The 18143-nt window shown below is 70.7% G+C and carries 12 protein-coding genes; 7 read left to right on the plus strand and 5 right to left on the minus strand.

The window, feature by feature from the left end:
* The 4 genes from CEK65_RS19035 to CEK65_RS19050 form a co-directional block, all read right to left on the minus strand.
* On the minus strand, nt 1–1052 hold a 1052-nt coding region (locus CEK65_RS19035), incomplete at its 3' end, for a stage II sporulation protein M (RefSeq protein ID WP_152182664.1).
* Nucleotides 1049–1726: an RDD family protein gene (locus tag CEK65_RS19040; RefSeq protein WP_043094282.1), complete on the minus strand. Its 678-nt coding sequence runs from the start codon at nt 1724–1726 to the stop codon at nt 1049–1051. The genes CEK65_RS19035 and CEK65_RS19040, both read right to left, overlap by 4 nt.
* Before the next feature lie 172 nt (nt 1727–1898).
* Entirely contained in the window at nt 1899–2822 is a 924-nt protein-coding gene (locus CEK65_RS19045) for a DUF2167 domain-containing protein (protein WP_152182665.1), read from the minus strand.
* A 97-nt stretch (nt 2823–2919) separates the two neighbouring features.
* On the minus strand, nt 2920–3459 hold the full coding sequence (locus CEK65_RS19050) for a gamma carbonic anhydrase family protein (RefSeq protein WP_017915009.1): 540 nt from the start codon (nt 3457–3459) through the stop codon (nt 2920–2922).
* A gap of 276 nt (nt 3460–3735) precedes the next feature.
* On the opposite strand from CEK65_RS19050, the gene CEK65_RS19055 reads away from it, so the two are divergent.
* Genes CEK65_RS19055 through CEK65_RS19070 form a run of 4 tightly spaced genes read left to right on the plus strand, consistent with a single transcriptional unit; the run spans nt 3736 to nt 8867 of the window.
* Nucleotides 3736–5244, plus strand: coding sequence for a NosD domain-containing protein (locus tag CEK65_RS19055; RefSeq protein WP_152182666.1), 1509 nt, complete (start codon nt 3736–3738; stop codon nt 5242–5244).
* A complete protein-coding gene (locus tag CEK65_RS19060; RefSeq protein WP_226980644.1) occupies nt 5241–6569 on the plus strand; it encodes a carbohydrate porin in 1329 nt (442 codons plus the stop codon). The genes CEK65_RS19055 and CEK65_RS19060 overlap by 4 nt, the downstream gene beginning before the upstream one ends.
* 45 nt (nt 6570–6614) lie before the next feature.
* Entirely contained in the window at nt 6615–7511 is an 897-nt protein-coding gene (gene aroD, locus CEK65_RS19065) for a type I 3-dehydroquinate dehydratase (RefSeq protein ID WP_226980645.1), read from the plus strand.
* Between the two features lie 48 nt (nt 7512–7559).
* Nucleotides 7560–8867: an MFS transporter gene (locus tag CEK65_RS19070; protein ID WP_152182667.1), complete on the plus strand. Its 1308-nt coding sequence runs from the start codon at nt 7560–7562 to the stop codon at nt 8865–8867.
* 213 nt (nt 8868–9080) lie between these two features.
* Here CEK65_RS19070 and CEK65_RS19075 read toward each other — a convergent pair whose 3' ends face one another.
* Nucleotides 9081–11507, minus strand: a complete 2427-nt coding sequence (locus CEK65_RS19075) for a glucose/quinate/shikimate family membrane-bound PQQ-dependent dehydrogenase (protein ID WP_152182668.1) — start codon at nt 11505–11507, stop codon at nt 9081–9083.
* Between the two features lie 344 nt (nt 11508–11851).
* Here CEK65_RS19075 and CEK65_RS19080 point away from each other — a divergent pair, with 344 nt between their 5' ends.
* Genes CEK65_RS19080 through CEK65_RS19090 form a run of 3 tightly spaced genes read left to right on the plus strand, consistent with a single transcriptional unit; the run spans nt 11852 to nt 17572 of the window.
* On the plus strand, nt 11852–12994 hold the full coding sequence (locus tag CEK65_RS19080) for an efflux RND transporter periplasmic adaptor subunit (RefSeq protein WP_152182680.1): 1143 nt from the start codon (nt 11852–11854) through the stop codon (nt 12992–12994).
* A gap of 10 nt (nt 12995–13004) precedes the next feature.
* Nucleotides 13005–16133: an efflux RND transporter permease subunit gene (locus tag CEK65_RS19085; protein ID WP_152182669.1), complete on the plus strand. Its 3129-nt coding sequence runs from the start codon at nt 13005–13007 to the stop codon at nt 16131–16133.
* Entirely contained in the window at nt 16130–17572 is a 1443-nt protein-coding gene (locus tag CEK65_RS19090) for an efflux transporter outer membrane subunit (RefSeq protein ID WP_152182670.1), read from the plus strand. The genes CEK65_RS19085 and CEK65_RS19090 overlap by 4 nt, the downstream gene beginning before the upstream one ends.
* The last annotated feature ends 571 nt before the right edge of the window (nt 17573–18143 follow it).

An 18143-nucleotide genomic window follows, 5' to 3' on the forward strand; every position in this document is an offset into this window, starting at 1 on the left:
GCGACCCCCCCCGCGCGGCCGCGCCCGCCGCGCCACAGCCACGCCAGCACCAGCGTCCAGAGCGCCGCCGACACGCTGTACTTGATCCACGCCGGCACGGTCGCGATGGACGACCAGAACGCCTCGATGAAGGCGGCCACCAGCAGCATCGCAGCCACGCCCAGGCACAGCCGCGCGCCGATCTTGCCGCCTTCCACCAGCGCATCGATGCGCCGCCGCCGTCCCGGCGCCAGCACCTTCAGTCCGAGCTGCAGACCGGCGCCGCCGGCGATCACGATCGCGGTCAGTTCGAACGGCGCATGCCCGGCGACGAAGCGCCAGAAGGTGACGCCGTAGCCGATCTGGTGCAGGTGCCCGGCCACCGCGCCGATGGTGATGCCGTTGAACAGCAGCACCAGCACCGTGCCCAGTCCCGCCAGCAGGCCACTGGCGAACGTACGCAGGCCGATGCTGATGTTGTTCATGATGTAGTGGCCGAACATCTGCCAATCGGTGCCGCTGTCGCGGCCAAGCTTCTGTGCGCTGGCGGCCGGGTCGTACATGCGTTCGACCTGGGTGACCTGCATCGGGTCCATCAACCCGTGGATCAGTTCCGGACGGAACTGCAGCAGCACGAAGATGGTCACCAGCGGCACCACGAACAGCGCGGTGGCCGCCGCCATGTAGCCGGCCTGGCTGCGCACCAGCTGCGGGAACTCGGCGAACAGGAATTCCGCCGCGCGCCGCCAGCGCGGACGCGGCGCCCGGTACAGGACGGTGTGGCCCTGCTGCATCAGATGCTGCAGACGCGCGGTGACCTGCGGGCTGTAGCCGCGCCTGCGCGCCAGCGCCAGTTGATGGCACACGCGCCGGTAGCGCGCCGGCATGTCCTCGTCGGCGAGCGGCGTCGGCTGGTCTGGACTCGGGATCGCGGTCGGCGGCGCGGCGGTCTTGCTGGCGTCGTCGGCGGCGCCGGCCTTGTTCGGCGCCGACCTGCGCGCGCTGCGCTGCAGCCAGGCCTCGAACACCTGCCATTCCTGCTGATGACGGAGGACGAACTGTTCCTGTTTCATCGGCGGCCCAGCAGCCAGTTGGCCATCGCGTACAGGCGCAGCACCCCGGCCTGGCCCGGCGTCTCGGTCAGCGGCTGCGCCAGCGCGGCCAGTTCCAGTTGCCGCTCCGGGGTGAGCCGCGGCGCGCGCTCGGCGAAGGCGATCAGCGCCGCCTGCTCGGCCGGCAGCAGCGGCCGCGGCGGCGCGAGCGCGCTGGCGATCGGCGGCAGCGCCTCGTCCTCGCGCGGCGGCTGGTGCACCACCAGCGTGCCCGCGACCAGGTCGCCCAGGCGCCGCGAATGGGTGTCGAACAGGCAGGCGATCAGGCCGACGGCGTAGCCGAACGGCAGCATGTCCACGGTGCGCAGCAGGTTGCGGGTGATCGCGGCCATCCAGCCCACCGGCGCGCCGTTGCGCGCCACCACGCGCAGGCCCAGCGCCTGCTTGCCCAGGGTCTGGCCGCGCCAGCCCTCCAGCACGATCGGGTACGCCCAGAACACCAGGAACATCGCCACCAGGTACAGGCCCTGGCCGAGGCCGCCGAGCAGGCCGAGGAACATGCCCATGGCGGTGAGCAGGGCGAAGCGCAGCGCCAGGTCGATCAGCCAGGCCAGCGCGCGCGGCACCGCACCGGCGGCCGGCAGATGCAGCGGCACGCCCTCGGGGGTGATGACTTCGCGGTAGGTATCGAGCATGCCGCTTACCGCCGCCAGGTGGTGCGGCGGACACGGGCACCTGCGATGTGGGGAGGCCGTCCTTCCGTTCGGCCGGCTGCCTGTGGCGGCATGCTGCTCTCGACTGCGTCCTGCTCCGAAGCGGCACTTTAGCCGGCGTGGCGTGAATTGCCCAGCACGCCGGCGGCGAAGATCAGCGTACCGTGCCGCCGTCGCGCTGGCGCCCGGAGAACAGCTTGCGCACGCCGGCGACCAGCGCCATCAGGCCGACCAGCAGCAGCTTCCAGGCCTTGGCCAACAACAGGCCCAGCTTGGCGAACAGGCCGGCCTTGGCCGCCAGGCCGCCGCCGATCAGGGTGGCCAGACCGTAGCTGGCGATCTTGTCGGTGGACGGGTTGTGGTCGGCATAGCGGGCGCCGCTGTCGAACTCGGCCATCGGCAGCAACTGCTGCATGCCCTCGCGCACCTGCGCCAGTTCGCCCATGCCGGAGACCGCATTGAGGCTCAGATAGCCATGCCGGCCGAGCACGCGGATGTCGTAGTTGAGGGTGTGCTCGTGCTCGCCGGCGAACGCCAGCTCGCGCGCCCAGTACAGCTTCTTGCTGCCGGTGTCGTAGCGCGGCGGCACCGCCCAGCCGATCAGGTCGACCTGCTCGTAGCCGGCCTTCTTGCGCTGCGCGTTGGACTCGCGCGTCTCCTCCTGCATGTCCTTGAGCATGGCCTGGTAGTCGATCTTGCTGGCGTCCTCGTCGGACACGTAGCCGTCGTCGGAATAGGTGACGACCACCGCCCAGCTGCCCTTCTCGTCGAGCGCGGGCTGGCGCGGCACGATCAGGCCCAGCACGTCGTCGTCGGGCGGGTTGCCCCAGTAGCTTTCCAGCACCCGCCGCGCATCGGCCTTGTCCAGGTAGCGGAATGCCGGGCCGAGGTCGAAATGCACCTTGGCCTGCGGCAGTTCGATATGCCCGTCGCGGAAATGCAGCGAGCCGACGAACTGCTCGGCGGTCATGTCCGGGCCGCTGTCCTGGGCCAGCACCGGGCCGGAGGTGGCGCACAGCGCGCAGAAAAAAGCGGCCAGCAGGCCGCGCAGCGAGATCTTGAGCATCAGCGATTCCATTCGTTCGGTGGCGTCCCCACGCCAGAGGCGCCTAGTGTCGCGCAAGCGCGCGGCGCACGCCAGCCGCGGCGCAGGTGCCGCAACCACCGCAGTGGCCTCAGCCGTTGCCAGTGAGGTAACGGTCCTTCAGCCGCACGTAGTGCTGCGCCGAGTAGTGCAGGCTCTCGATCTCCTTGTCGCTGAGCATGCGCGCCTTGCGCGCGGGATTGCCCAGCCACAGCTCGCCCTCGCCGACGGTCTTGCCCGGGCCGACCACCGCACCGGCACCGACGAAGCCGTATTTCTTCACCGTGGCGCCGTCGAGGATGCAGGCGCCCATGCCGATCAGGCACAGGTCCTCGATGGTGCAGGCATGGATGATGGTGCCGTGGCCCACGGTCACGTCCGCGCCGATCAGGGTCGGGTAGCCGGCCGCGTTGAACGGGCTGTGGTGGCTGACGTGGATGATGGTGCCGTCCTGGATGTTGCTGCGTGCGCCGATGCGCACGTAGTTGACGTCGCCGCGGATCACCGTGCCCGGCCATACCGACACGTCGTCCTCCAGCACCACGTCGCCGATCACGGTGCAGGCCGGGTCGACATAGACGCGCGCGCCCAGTTGCGGGGTCGTGTCGAGGTAGGGGCGGATCGGGGACATGCTGCTCTCCGGCGATGGGCGGCCGGCGGCCACGCGGGCGCCGATGATAGCGCGGTGCCTGGCGCCGGCTGCCGCCGGTGGAGCGCCCGAGCGGCTGGGCGATGCACGCGATTGTGCGATAAACGCACCGACAATCGATATTCGCACTTGAATGGTGCAGTGCGATAAAACTAGCGTTGCCGCTGTTCCGGCGCCTGACCGTGCGCGACGCGTGCCCGCTGGCGGCCGCGGCGCCGCCCGCCGCCGGTGCGGTCCCGATTCTGTTGGAGATGGTGCATGTCCTGTGCGTTTTCCCGCGGCCTGGCCCTGCTCGCGGCCCTGCTTCCCGGTGCCGTGTGCGCCTACCAGGCCGAGCCGCCGGCGCCGGAGCGCAGCGTGCTCACCGTGGACCGCTACGCCGACGACGATGCCCCGGGCTCCCTGCGGTGGGCGATCACCACCGCCAACCAGGCGCCCGGCCGCTACCGCATCGAGATCGCCGCGGTGGGCGCGCCGCCGTACGTGATCCGCCCGCGCGCACCGCTGCCGGCGCTGCAGGGGCCGCTGCAGGTGGTGGGCCTGGCGCGGGCGCACGACGGCCAGTACATCGCCATCGACGGTGCCGGCTACATCCACGGCAAGGGCACCGCCGCCTGTCCGGGCGCGGAAAAGGGCCAGTTCGGCACCAACGTGCGCAGCACCACGCTGCCCGGCCTGGTGCTGCGCGATACCCATGGCGTGGAACTGAGCGGCCTGGAGATCCGCAACTTCTGCATCGGCGTGCTGCTCAACCGCGCCAGCGACAATGTGCTGCGCGACAACCGCATCGTCGCCAACCACGGCGGGGCCGGGGTGATGCTGACCGGCGACGACGGCAACGGCCAGTCCACCGCCACCACCACGGTGCGCAACCGCATCGAGCGCAACACCTTCCTCGACAACGGCGACGGCCTGGAACTGACCCGCGGCGCGGCCTGGAACCTGGTGGCCGACAACGTGTTCCGCTCCACCGATGCCAACCCCGAGCCCTCGCAGGGCATCGAGATCCTGTGGGGCAACGACAACACCGTGCTGCGCAATCGGTTCGAGCGCTATTCCGACGGGCTGCAGATCAACTGGGGCAACCGCAACACCATCGCCGACAACGACTTCGCCGGCAATTCGATCGGGGTCAGCGTCACCGGCCGCGACAATCTGATCGAGGGCAACCGCCTGACCGGCAACGGCATCGGCATCGCGGTACGCCCGCAGCCGCGTAGCGAGCCCAACCGGTTCAGCGCCAACGTGCTGTCCGGCAATGGCCTGAAGATCGAACGCTGCTTCGCCGGCGGTGCCTGCGCCCCGGGCCAGCCGCGCGGTGCCATCGTGTTCGGCGTGCCGGGCCTGGAGCATGCGCCCTTCGTCGGCTCGCGCGGGATCGGCGTCGATCCGGACCCGCGCAAGCGCGCGGCGATCTGCGGCGCTGCTGCGCCCGACGGTTGCCAACCGCCGCCGAACTTCGGCCAGGCCGCTCCGCAGTTGCGCAAGATCGAACGCGGCGCCGGCGTGCCGCAGGTGCAGGGCAGCTTCGTCGGCCGGCCCGGCCATCTGTACACGGTGGAGCTGTTCGGCAATCGCCTGCCCGGCGACGACGAGGCCGAACGCTATCTGGGCCGCGTCGAGACGCAAGTGGATGCACAGGGACAGGGCCGCTTTGCGCTGCCGCTGGACGGCGATGGCGCGGCGTTGGCCACGCTCACCGCCACCGTCACCAGCGACGATGGCGCGACCTCGCCGCTGAGCGCGCCGCTGGCGGTGACGCCGTGAGCCGCGTCGTCTCCGCCGGCGCGCGTGCGCCGCGCCGCCTGCCGCCGTTGCCGGCCTGGTCGCTGCTGGCCGCGGCCATCGCCTTCGTCCCGGCGATCGCCGCCGCCCAGGACGCCACCGACCTGGCGCACAGCACCTTGACCGGCGACTGGGACGGCACGCGCAGCGACTGGCTGCAGCGCGGCGTCAACGTGCGCGGCGACTACGTCGGCGAAGCCATGGGCCTGGTCGACGGCGGCCGCGGCGAGCGCGGCGCGCGCTATGCGCAGCAGGTCCGGCTGGGCGTGGACCTGGACCTGGCGAAACTCGCCGGCTGGGGCGGCGGCGCGCTGCACGTGACCGTCAACGACCGCCGCGGCCGCAGCACCTCGGCCGACCTGCTCGGCAACCGCTTCCCGATCCAGGAAGCCTACGGCGGCCAGTTCACCCGGCTGACCGAACTGAGCTACGACCGCCGCTTCAACGAGGGGCGCAGCTACATCAAGGCCGGCTTCTACGCGATGGGCAACCAGTTCGGCGCGCACACGCTGCTGACCAACTTCGTCAACGCCGCGTTCTGCGCGCATCCGCTGGCGATGTCCGGCAACAGCGGCTGGTACAACTATCCGAACGCGCGCTGGGGCGCGGAAGTGGCGCAGCAACTGACCCCGGCGGCGAACCTGCGGGTCGGCTGGTTCCAGGTCAACCCCAGCACCAACAACAACGTGCACACCGCGTTCGACCTGACCGCTCGCGGCACCACCGGCTCGCTGTTTCCCGTCGAACTCACCTGGACGCCCGGCGCCGGCGGCGCCTATCCGGGCACCTACAAGTTCGGCGGCTACTACGACTCCTCGCGGGTGCCGCGCAAGGGCCTGGACCCGCGCGCCACCACCGGCCGCGACGGCGCCTACCTGCTGGTGGAGCAGAAGCTGTACTCGCCCGGCGGCGAGCGCGGCCGTGGCGTCACCGGCTTCGCCCAGTACATGGTGTCCGACCGCGCCACTGCGCAGATCACCCGCTGGTACGCGCTGGGCGGCGTCTACCAGGGCATCGGCCGGCGCAGCCAGGACCGCATCGCGCTGGGCTACGTCGGCGCCGACATCAATCATCGCCTGCTCGACGCGCGGCGCGCGGCGCTACTCGATGCCGGCGTGCCGCCGGAGGCGCCGGTGTTCGCGCTCGACACCGCCGAGGAACTCTACGAGCTGTCCTACAGCGCGCAGCTGACGCCGTGGCTGATGCTGCGGCCGGACGTGCAGTACATCGTCAACCCCGGCACCTTCGCCTATGCGCGTACCGACAACGCGCTGGCGGTGGGGCTGCAGGTCAAGCTCACCTTCTGAGCGCGCGCTGCGCGCCTCCTGCCCAGGCCGATCCCGATGCCCTTGTTGCAACGACGACTGACCTTCCTGTGCTGCGCCGGCCTGCTGCTGGCATCGCCGCTGCAGGCCGCACCTGCGGTGCCTCCGGCAGCGGCGCCCGCCGCGCCGTCCGCGGCCGCGCCGCTGCCGCCGCCGCGCGTGCTGCAGATCCGCGGGCTCGCCATCGGCGCCGGCCTGCCCAAGATCATCGTGCCGATCACCGCGCACGACGCCGAGCAGGCGCTGGCGCAGGCGCAGCGCATCGCCGCCTCGCCCGATGCAGACCTGGCCGAGTGGCGCATCGACCTGATGGACGGCGCCACCGACGCCGCCGCGCTGGCGGCCCTGGGGCCGCGCCTGGCGCAGGCACTGCACGGCAAGCCGCTGCTGCTGACCTTCCGCACCAAGGCCGAGGGTGGTGCGGTGGCGATCGACGATGCCGCCTACGGCGCGCTGTACGCGCGCCTGCTGGAGGCGCGCTTCGCCGACCTGCTCGATGTGGAGATGTTCCGCGACCCGGCGGTGCTGCGGCAGGTGGTCGAGCGCGCACACCGGCAGGGCGTGTACGTGGTGATGTCCAGCCACGACTTCCACGCCACTCCGCCGGTGGCGGAGATCGTGGCGCGGCTGCAGCGGCAGCAGGCGCTGGGTGCCGACGTGCTGAAGATCGCGGTGATGCCGCGAGATCCGGGCGACGTGCTGCACCTGCTCGACGCCACCTGGCAGATGCGCCAGCGCAGTGGCCAGCCGCTGCTGACCATGGCGATGGGGCCGCTGGGCGCGGTGTCGCGGCTGTCCGGCGAGACCTTCGGGCAGAGCCTGACCTTCGGCATGCTCGGCACCGCCTCGGCGCCCGGGCAGATCGACGCGGCGCGGTTGCGGCAGACGCTCGATGCGCTGCATGCCGCCGCGCCGCCCAAGTAATCCCGCGACGCTGCGGTTCTCGTTCGCCGTTCCTGCAGGAGTGTTGCCATGAGCCATGCCGCCGCCCCGCCCACCGCCCTCGTTCTGGACCGCATGAGCGGGTTCCAGTGGACGGCGATCGCGGTCTGCGTGCTGTTGAACATGCTGGACGGCTTCGACGTGATGGTGATGGCCTTCATCGCCCCGCACGTGTCGGAGGCCTGGCGTTTGTCCGGCAAGCTGCTGGGGATCGCGCTCAGCGCCGGGCTGGTGGGCATGGCGCTGGGCTCGCTGCTGCTGGCGCCGCTGGCCGACCGCTGGGGCCGGCGCAACATGATCCTGTGCTGCCTGGCGATCCTGACCGTCGGCATGGCCGCCTCGGCACTGGCGCAGGACATCTGGCAACTTGCGGCGCTGCGCGTGTTCACCGGCATCGGCATCGGCGGCATGCTCGCCGGCGTCGGCGTGATCACCGCCGAATACGCCAGCCCGAAGTGGCGCAGCACCGCAGTGGCCCTGCAGGCCACCGGCTATCCCATCGGCGCCACGCTGGGCGGGTTGATCGCCGCGATGCTGCTGGAACGCTGGGGCTGGCATGCGGCCTTCCTGTTCGGCGCGCTCGCCTCGCTGCTGTGCATCCCGGTGGTACTGGCGCTGCTGCCCGAGTCGCTGGACTTCCTGCTCAGCCGGCGCCCGCCGGATGCGCTGGCGCGGCTCAACGTGCTGCTGGCGCGCATGCGCGCACCGACCCTGGATGCCCTGCCGCCGCGCCCGCCGGTGCAGGAGAAGGCGGGCTACGCTGCGCTGTTCACCCCGCACCTGCGCCGCAACAGCGTGCTGATCGCGCTGGGCTTCTTCATGCACATGTTCGCCTTCTATTTCGTGCTGAGCTGGACGCCGAAATTGCTGGTGCAAGCCGGGCTGTCGGCCGAGCAGGGCGTCACCGGCGGGGTGCTGCTGAACCTGGGCGGCATCGTCGGCGGCGCCTTGTTCGGCGGTCTGGCCGCACGTTTCGCGCTGCCGCGGTTGACCGCTGTCAGCTTCCTGATCGCCGCACTGGGAATGGCGGCGTTCGCCACGCTCGGCACGCAGTTGCAGCTGGCCTTCCCCGTGGCCTTCGTGATCGGTGCGGCGCTGTTCGGCTCGATGGCCGGCCTGTATGCGGTGGCGCCGATCGTGTTCGCGCCCACCGTGCGCACCACCGGCCTGGGCTGGGCGATCGGCATCGGCCGCGTCGGCGCGATCCTTTCGCCGATGACCGTCGGCGTGCTGGTCGACGCCGGCTGGCAGCCGGCCAATCTGTACTACGTCTTGGCGTTGCCGCTGCTGGTGGCCATTGCCGCGGTGCTGACGATGCGGCTGCAGCCGGCGCGTTGAGGGCGGGGCGGCGCGGGCGCGAGTCTGTCTAGTCTTCGAGGACAATGCGCTTTGCGGCGCGGCCTGGCCTGCGTCACCCGATCGGCGCCGGGTCCGGCGCCGTACCCCATGTGTCGGCCAACCTGCCGCGCCTCGGTCGAGGCGCTGTGAGGTCTCACGAACGCGGGTCCATCCATTGCCACCGCACGCAGGTGGCAATGGCGTGCCGTTTTCCTACTTGGCGTTCGGCAAGGCGTAGGCGATCACGTAGTCGCCGCGGTCCGGCGATTGCCGCGCGCCGCCGGCGGTGATCACGATGTACTGCTTGCCGGTCTTGGTCGACACGTAGGTCATCGGCCCGCCCTGGCTGCCCACCGGCAGCCGTGCCTTCCACAGTTCCTTGCCGGTGCCGCTGTCGAACGCACGCAGGTAGTAGTCCTGGGTGCCGGCGATGAACACCAGGCCGCTCTGCGTGGCCAGGGTGCCGCCCAGGGTCGGCATGCCGACCGGGATCGGCAGGTGCATCTTGAAGCCGAGCGGGCCGGTGTCCTGCACGGTGCCCACCGGCACCTGCCAGGCGATGCTGCGGGTCTTCAGGTCGATCGCGCTGAGCGTGCCGAACGGCGGCGCCTGGCAGGGGATGCCCAGCGCCGACAGGAAGCGGTTCTTGTTGACCGCGTATGGCGTGCCCTTCAGCGGCACCGCGCCCATGCCGGTGTTGACCGCCTCGCCGCCGCTGGAGGCGGCGGCCTTGTCGGCCTTCTGCGGAATCATCTGCACCCACAGGCCCAGGCGCATGTCGTTGGCGAACACCACGTCGTGCACCGGGTCGACCGACAGCCCGCCCCAGTTCATGCCGCCCAGCGAGCCGGGGAAGCTCAGCGACACATCGGTACCGGGCGCGGTGTACAGGCCCTCGTAGCGCATCTTCTTGAAGGCGATGCGGCACAGCATCTGGTCCAGCAGGGTGGCGCCCCACATGTCCGCTTCGCTCAGGTGTTTGGTGCCGATCTGCGGCATGCCCACCGACAGCGGCTGGGTCAGCGCATACGGTTCGTGGGGGATGTCGGCGGCCTTCACCGGCACCTCGCGGACCTCGGTCAGCGGTTTGCCGGTGGCGCGGTCGAGCACGTACAGCTGGCCGGCCTTGGTGCCGATGATCAGCGCCGGCACCTTGCGGCCGTCGGCCATCGGGAAGTCGATCAGGCTCGGCTGCATCGGCAGGTCGAAGTCCCACAGATCGTTGTGCACGGTCTGGTAGACCCATTTGACCTGGCCGGTGCTGGCGTCCAGCGCGGTGATCGAGGCGCCGAAGCGGTGGTCCAGCGCGCTGCGCTCGGCACCGTACAGGTCGGTGGACGGGCTGCCCATCGGCAGGAACACCGTGTTGGAGGCGGCGTCGTAGGACATCGGCGCCCACACGTTCGGCGTGCTGCGCACGTAGGTCTTGCCCGGCGCCGGCGGCTGCGTGTCCTGCGGGTTGCCCGGGTCGAAGGCCCAGCGCTGTGCGCCGGTGATCACGTCGAAGCCGCGGATCACGCCGCCGGGCATGTCGGCCTGCACGTTGTCGGCGACGCGGCCGCCCACCACCACCGTGGTCCCGGCCACGGTCGGCGCCGAGGTCAACTGGTAGAACGGATCGGGTGCGGCGCCGAGGCCGGCCTTCAGGTCGACCTGGCCGTTCTGGCCGAAGCCGCTGCAGAACGCGCCGGTGTCCGCGTCCAGCGCGATCAGCCGCGCATCGATGGTGTTGGTCAGCACGCGGCGCCGGCAGTTGGCGCCGGCCGGCAGCGCCGCCGCCACCGGCGAGGCGTTGGCGGCGCTGGGCTGGACCAGCGGCGCATCGGCATCGAAGTAGGCCAGGCCGCGGCAGCGCTGCCAGACCGAGGACTGCGCGTTGATCTCGCGCTTCCACAGCTGCCGGCCGCTGCTGGCGTCTAGCGCGATGACGTTGTTGTGCGGGGTGCACACGTACAGCGTCTCGCCGATCTGCAGCGGGGTGGTCTGGTCTTCGGCGCCGTTGCCGTCGCTGAGGGCGACATCGCCGGTACGGTAGGTCCAGGCCACCTGCAACTGGCCGACGTTGCCGCGGCCGATCTGGTCCAGCGCGGCGAAGCGGCTGCCGCCGGCGGTGTTGCCGTAGTGGCTCCAGTCGCGCTGCGCCTGCGCCGGGGTCACCGGCACCGGTGCCGGGCCGGGGCCGCTGGCGGCCACCGGCGGATGCGGCACGAACATCCCGGCCAGGCCGCCGGCGCAGGCCAGCGCCAGCACCGCCGCCAGCGCATAGGCGCCGCGTCCGCTGGGCAGGCCGCGGGCGCGGCGCAGGGTCGGGTAGACCAGGGCGACCAGCAGCGCCAGCACCGCCGGCATCATCAGCCGCGACACCAGCGGCCAGAACGCCAGGCCCGCATCCCAGTACGCCCAGGCCACGCTCAGCACGAACGCCAGCGCGTACAGCCAGGCGCCGGCCGGGCGCCGCCGCAGCACCAGCAGCGCCGAGGCCACGCAGGCCGCGCCCATCGCCAGGAAGTAGAGGCTGCCGCCGAGGGTGACCAGGCGGATGCCGCCGACCAGCAGCGCCAGTCCGATCAGCGCCAGCAGCAGGCCGACGCTCCACAGCAATATCCGGCCGCCGGCCGACACATCCGATTGGGTTTGCACGTTTTCGATCCTCTGCAGGGAGACGCACGGCGTCCGCGGCCGGCCACGAGGGCGGCGAAGGCGGGCGTGCGCACGATGGCATGCCGCGGCGGGAAACGACGTCGGCAAGATGGGCGATTATCGCATTTGTGTTCGGTAATAGAACGAATGGCGCCGTCCGACGGTGCGACGCTGTGTGCCGGTTTCCGACGTTTCTCCGACCTTGGTGAAGCCCGTACAACGCACTGTTACAGACATGGTGCGATGCGACACATGCGTGGAGTAGCGTTGCGCGTTTCTTCCCAGCCGCACTCCCCATGTCCGACCGTTTCCAGGCGCCTCGTCGTCCCGTTCGCTGTGCCGTATTGCTGGCCGTTGCCGTGGCCGGAGGCTGCTCCGGCGACAAGCCGGCGGCCGCGCCGCCGCCGCGGGTGGGGGTGCTGACCCTGGGCGCGCGCACCCTGCCGGTCGAGCGCACCCTGGCCGGCCGCACCGTGGCCTACGAGACCGCCGACGTGCGCCCGCAGGTCGGCGGGCTGCTGCGCCAGCGCCTGTTCCAGGAGGGCCAGGAGGTCAAGGCCGGGCAGGCGCTGTACGTGATCGACCCGGCGCCGTACCAGGCCGCCTACGACATCGCCCGCGGCAACCTGGTGCAGGCCGAGGCGGCGCTGGCCAGTGCGCGGCCCAAGGCCGAGCGCACCCGCAGCCTCACCGACATGGACGCGGCCAGCAAGCAGGACGCCGACGACGCGGTGTCCGCGTTGCGCCAGGACGAGGCGGCGGTGGTCGCGGCCAAGGCGGCGTTGCAGGCGGCGCGCATCAACCTCGACTACACCCGCATCACCGCGCCGATCTCCGGCACCATCGGCACCTCCGCCTACACCGTCGGCGCGCTGCTCACCGCCGCGCAGGACGCGGCGCTGACCACCATCCAGCGGCTGGACCCGATCTACCTGGACGTCACCCAGTCCAGCACGCAGATGCTGGCGCTGCGCCGCCAGCTCGACGCCGGGCAGATCCACGCCATCGACGGCAAGGCGCAGGTGCAGGTGCGGCTGGAGGACGGCAGCACCTATCCGCACGCCGGCACCCTCGAATTCGTCGGCACCCAGGTCAACGCCGGTACCGGCAACGTCACCTTGCGCGCGGTGGTGCCCAATCCCGAGCACCTGCTGCTGCCGGGCATGTACCTGCGCGCGGTGCTGCCGATGGCCACCGACCAGGGCGCGGTGCTGGTGCCGCAGCAGGCGGTGACCCGCGACAGCAAGGGCGAGCCGGTGGTGAAGCTGCTGGATGCGCACAACAAGGTGGTGGAGCGGCACATCCGCACCGGCGAGGCCATCGGCCACGACTGGCTGGTGGAGTCCGGGCTCAAGCCGGGCGAGCGCCTGATCGTGGTCAACGGCAGCCGCGCCGAACTCGGCAAGCCGGCGCAGTCGTATCCGGTCACCGCCGCCCAGCTCGATGCCGCGCCGGCGCTGCCGGGCGACGACGCCCAGGCCGACTGAGGACTCCCGCATGTCGCGCTTCTTCGTCAACCACCCGGTGGTGGCCTGGGTCATGGCCATCGTCATCGTCCTGATCGGCATGCTGGCCATCCATGGGCTGCCGGTCGAACGCTATCCGCACATGGCGCCGCCCACCATCACCGTGCGCGCCACCTACACCGGCGCCTCGGCGCAGACGGTGGAGAACACCGTCACCCAGCTGATCGAGCAGTCGCAGCAGAGCCTGGACCATCTGCTGTACATGACCTCCACCAGCGCCTCGGACGGCACCGCGCAGGTCAACCTGGTGTTCGAGACCGGCACCAACGCCGACACCGCGCAGGTGCAGGTGCAGAACCAGTTGCAGTCGGTGATGTCGGTGTTGCCGCAGGCGGTGCAGCAGAACGGCCTGGTCATCACCAAGTCCAGCGGCTCGCTGTTCGAGGTGGTGGCGTTCACCTCCGACGACGGCAGCATGGACAACTTCGATGTCGCCAACTACATGGAATCGAACATCGACGACCAGATCAGCCGCGTCAGCGGCGTCGGCAACATCCAGCCGATGGGCTCGGAATACGCCATGCGCATCTGGCTGGACCCGGAGAAGCTGCGCAAGTACGCGCTGATGCCCTCGGACGTGGAGAACGCGCTGCAGTCGCAGAACACCGACGTGTCGGCCGGCGAGATCGGCGGCCAGCCGGCGCTGCGCGGGCAGCGCCTGGACGCCACCGTGACCACCCGCAGCCGCCTGCAGACCCCGGCGCAGTTCGGCGCGATCGTGCTCAAGAGCGATGCCAGCGGCGCCGCCGTGCACCTATCGGACGTGGCCAGGATCGGCCTGGGCCCGGAGACCTACGACAGCATCACCCGCTTCAACGGCAAGCCCTCGGCCTCGCTGGGCATCGAGCTCAACTCCGATGCCAACGCGGTGGAGACCTCCAAGGCCATCGACCAGCGCCTGCAGGAACTCAAGCAGTACTGGCCGCACGGCTTCAACTACCACATCGCCTTCAGCACCACGCCGTTCGTCACCACCTCGATCAAGGAAGTGGTCATCACCCTGATCGAAGCGGTGCTGCTGGTCGTGGCGGTGATGTACCTGTTCCTGCAGAACTGGCGCGCCACGCTGATCCCGACCATCGCCGTGCCGGTGGTGCTGATGGGCACCTTCGGCGTGCTCGCCGCGTTCGGCTACTCGATCAACACCCTGACCATGTTCGCGATGGTGCTGGCGATCGGCCTGCTGGTCGACGACGCCATCGTGGTGGTGGAGAACGTGGAGCGGGTGATGGGCCAGGAAGGCCTGCCGCCGAAGGAAGCGACGCTGCGCTCGATGCAGCAGATCGGCGGCGCCCTGGTCGGCATCGTGCTGGTGCTGACCGCGGTGTTCGTGCCGATGGCGTTCTTCAACGGCGTCACCGGCGTGATCTATCGGCAGTTCTCGATCACCATCGCCGCCTCGATGATCCTGTCGGTGCTGGTGGCGATGACCCTGACCCCGGCGCTGTGCGTGACCATCCTCAAGCCGCTGCACCAGGGCGAGGCACCGATCGGCTCGCACGGGCGCCTGGGCTGGTTCTTCATCTGGTTCAACACCCGCTTCCGGCGCCTGTCCGAGCGCTACCGCACGCTGGTCGAGCGGGTGCTGGGCAAGCGCGCGCTGGGCCTGCTCGCCTATGCGCTGCTGATCGCAGTCACCGGCCTGCTGCTGTGGCGCCTGCCGGGCGCGTTCCTGCCCGACGAGGACGAGGGCATGCTCAACGTGCTGGTCAAGCTGCCGGCCGGCTCCACCCTGGAGCAGACCCTGGCGGTGACCGACCGGCTGACCAAGGCCGCGCTGAAGGATCCGGGCGTGCGCTCGGTGCTGTCCTCGGCCGGCTTCAGCGTCACCGGTGCCGGCCAGAACGTCGGCATGGCCTTCGTGCGGCTGAAGGACTGGGACGACCGCGACGACGATGCGGCGACCATCGCCGACCATCTGAACAAGGCGCTGGCCGACGTGCCCGACGCGGAACTGTTCGTGACCTCGCCGCCGGCGATCACCGGCCTCGGCGACGCCTCCGGCTTCACCTTCGAGCTGATGGACTACGAAGGCGCCGGCCATGCCGCCCTGGTCGCCGCGCGCGACAAGCTGCTGCGGCTGGCCCAGCACGATCCCAAGCTGATGAACGTGCGTTACGCCAGCCTGGAAGACGCGCCGGTGTACGCGGTCAAGATCGACGATGCCAAGGCGCAGGCGCTGGGCGTGGACCCGGGCGACATCAACGCCACGCTCAACAGCGCGCTCGGCGGTGACTTCGTCAACAACTTCATCTACAAGGGCCGCATCAAGAAGGTCTACGTGCAGGGCGATGCCGACGCACGCATGGCGCCGCAGGACCTGGACCGCTGGACGGTGCGCAACGGCGGCGGCGACATGGTGCCGATGTCGGCGTTCACCCGCTCGCACTGGACCAGCGCGCCTGCGGCGCTGGAACGCTACAACGGCGTGTCGGCGATGGAGCTGACCGGCCAGGCGGTGCCCGGGGTCAGCTCCGGCGCGGCGATGGACGCGATGGCCGAACTCAGCAAGCAGTTGCCGCACGGCTTCGGCTACGCGTGGTCGGACATGGCCTACCAGGAAAAGCTGTCGGCCAACCAGGCGCCGGCGCTGTACGCGATCTCGCTGCTGTTCGTGTTCCTGTGCCTGGTGGCGCTGTACGAGAGCTGGTCGATTCCGTTCGCGGTGATGCTGGCGGTGCCGGTGGGCGTGTTCGGCGCGGTGCTGCTGATGACCCTGCGCGGCCTGGAGAACGACGTGTACTTCCAGGTCGGTCTGCTGACCACGGTCGGCCTGGCGGCGAAGAACGGCATCCTCATCGTCGAGTTCGCGCGCGACCTCGAGCACCGCGGCGAAAGCCTGCTCGCCGCCACCCTGCACGCGGTGCAGATGCGCCTGCGACCGATCCTGATGACCTCGCTGGCGTTCCTGCTCGGCGTGCTGCCGCTGGTGTTCAGCAAGGGCGCCGGCTCGGCCGCGCGCCACTCGCTGGGCACCGGCGTGACCGGCGGCACCCTGGCCTCGATCACCCTGGGCCTGTTCTTCGTGCCGCTGTTCTACGTGATCGTGCGCCGGATGTTCCCCGGGCCGGCGGTCGCCCACTCGGAGACGCAGGCATGAGCGCCGTCTCGCGCATGAGCGTGGCGGTGGCCACGCTGCTGGCCCTGTCCGGCTGCACCCTGGCGCCCACCTACGTGCGCCCGGCGGCGCCGGTGCCGGCCGACCTGGCCGCGGTCGATGCGGCGCCCGCCGCCGGCGTCGCCACCGACACGCTGGCGATGCCGGACTGGCAGCAGGTGTTCCTGGATCCGCGCCTGCGCCAGACCATCGCGCTGGCGTTGCAGAACAACCGCGACCTGCGCGTGGCGGTGCTGTCCATCGACAAGGCGCGCGCGCAGTATCGCATCCAGCGCGCCGCGCAACTGCCGTCGTTCGACGCCAACGCCAGCATGAGCCGCAGCCGTACCAGCGCCGCCAGCAACGACGACGGCATCCCCGAGGTCAGCACCAGCGACACCTTGCAGGTCGGGCTCAGCAGCTGGCAGCTGGACCTGTTCGGGCAACTGCGCAGCCTCAAGCAGGAAGCCCTGCAGAACTGGCTGTCCAGCGCCGAGAATCAGCGCAACGTGCGCCTGAGCCTGGTCGCCCAGGTCGCCGCAGCGTGGCTGACCGTGGGCGCGGACCAGGCGCAACTGGCGCTGGCGCAGCAGACCCTGGACAGCCAGGCGCAGACCCTGCAACTGACCGAGCGCCGGCACAGCATCGGCAGTGCGTCCGGGCTGGACCTGGCGCAGCAGCAGACCAGCGTGGAGTCGGCACGCGTGGCCGTCGCCAGTGCCGCCACCCAACTGGCGCAGGCGCGCGATGCGCTGCAGCTGCTGGTGGGCGCGCCGGTGGACGCGGCGCTGCTGCCCACCGCGCAGGCGATGCAGGGCAGCGTCGCGCTGGCGCCGCTGCCGGCGCACCTGTCCTCGACGGTGTTGCTGCAGCGTCCGGACGTACTCGCCGCCGAGCACAGCCTGCAGGCCGCCAACGCCGACATCGGCGCCGCACGCGCGGCGTTCTTCCCGTCGCTGAGCCTGACCGCCTCGACCGGGCGCAGCAGCGATGCGCTGTCCACGCTGTTCTCCGCCGGCAGCCGCACCTGGTCGTTCGTGCCCAGCATCACCGCGCCGATCTTCCACGCCGGTGCGCTGAAGGCCTCGCTGGACGCCTCCAAGCTCGGCAAGGACATCGCCGTGGCGCAGTACGAGAAGGCGATCCAGTCGGCCTTCGCCGAAGTGGCCGACGCCCTGGCCACGCGCGACCACCTGCAGGCGCAGCTGACCGCGCAGCAGGCCCTGGTCGACGCCAGCCAGCGCAGCTACACCCTGGCCGACGCGCGCTACCGCGCCGGCCTGGACGGCCACCTGCCGGTGCTGGATGCGCAACGCTCGCTGTTCGCCGCGCAGCAGGCGCTGATCGCGCTGCGCCTGCAGGACGCCAGCAACCGCGTCACCCTGTACCAGGTGCTCGGCGGCGGCGCCGACGCCCAGGCCCAGGTCGCTGCCTCGCCCTGAGCCGGAACCGAGGCAGCGCGAGGCCGGGCCTGGGCTGGCCTGCGGCGAGCCCGAGGCCGGCAGGCCTGAGCGTGCAGAAGCGTCGCCACGCACGACGCTCTTCTGTGGGAGGGACTTCAGTCCCGACGCAGGACAGTTGGACGCCGTCCAACCGTCGACCAAGGCGAGGCCCTATGCGACATCCCCGTGGCAACCAACACGGCAGCCGCCGTACTGCCGTCTTCATGACGGAACCTGACCGTGCGCAAGCATGCGACGTCCGGTTTCCCAGTGCGGGAGGCGATTCCTGTGGGAGGGACTTCAGTCCCGACGCGACGGCAGTCGAACGCCTATCCAACCATCCACCCAGGCAACGCCTCGCGCGTGCCCGCGCCGCACACAACACGACAGCCCTGCGCCACCGTCTCGAAAGCTGAACGCGGCGGTACACCTCGGCGGCCGTCGTAGACAAATGCCGGACGCCGCCGCGCCGCCCAATCGTTCGTCGCACAGGCCGCAAGCCGCTCCGTACGTATCTTCGGCGCGTTGGCGACACGGTCGACGCCGCTCCGGCACGCCGGGCACCACGCCA

This window comes from Xanthomonas sp. LMG 12459, from assembly GCF_009192905.1.
Classification (GTDB): Bacteria; Pseudomonadota; Gammaproteobacteria; order Xanthomonadales; family Xanthomonadaceae; genus Xanthomonas_A; species Xanthomonas_A sontii.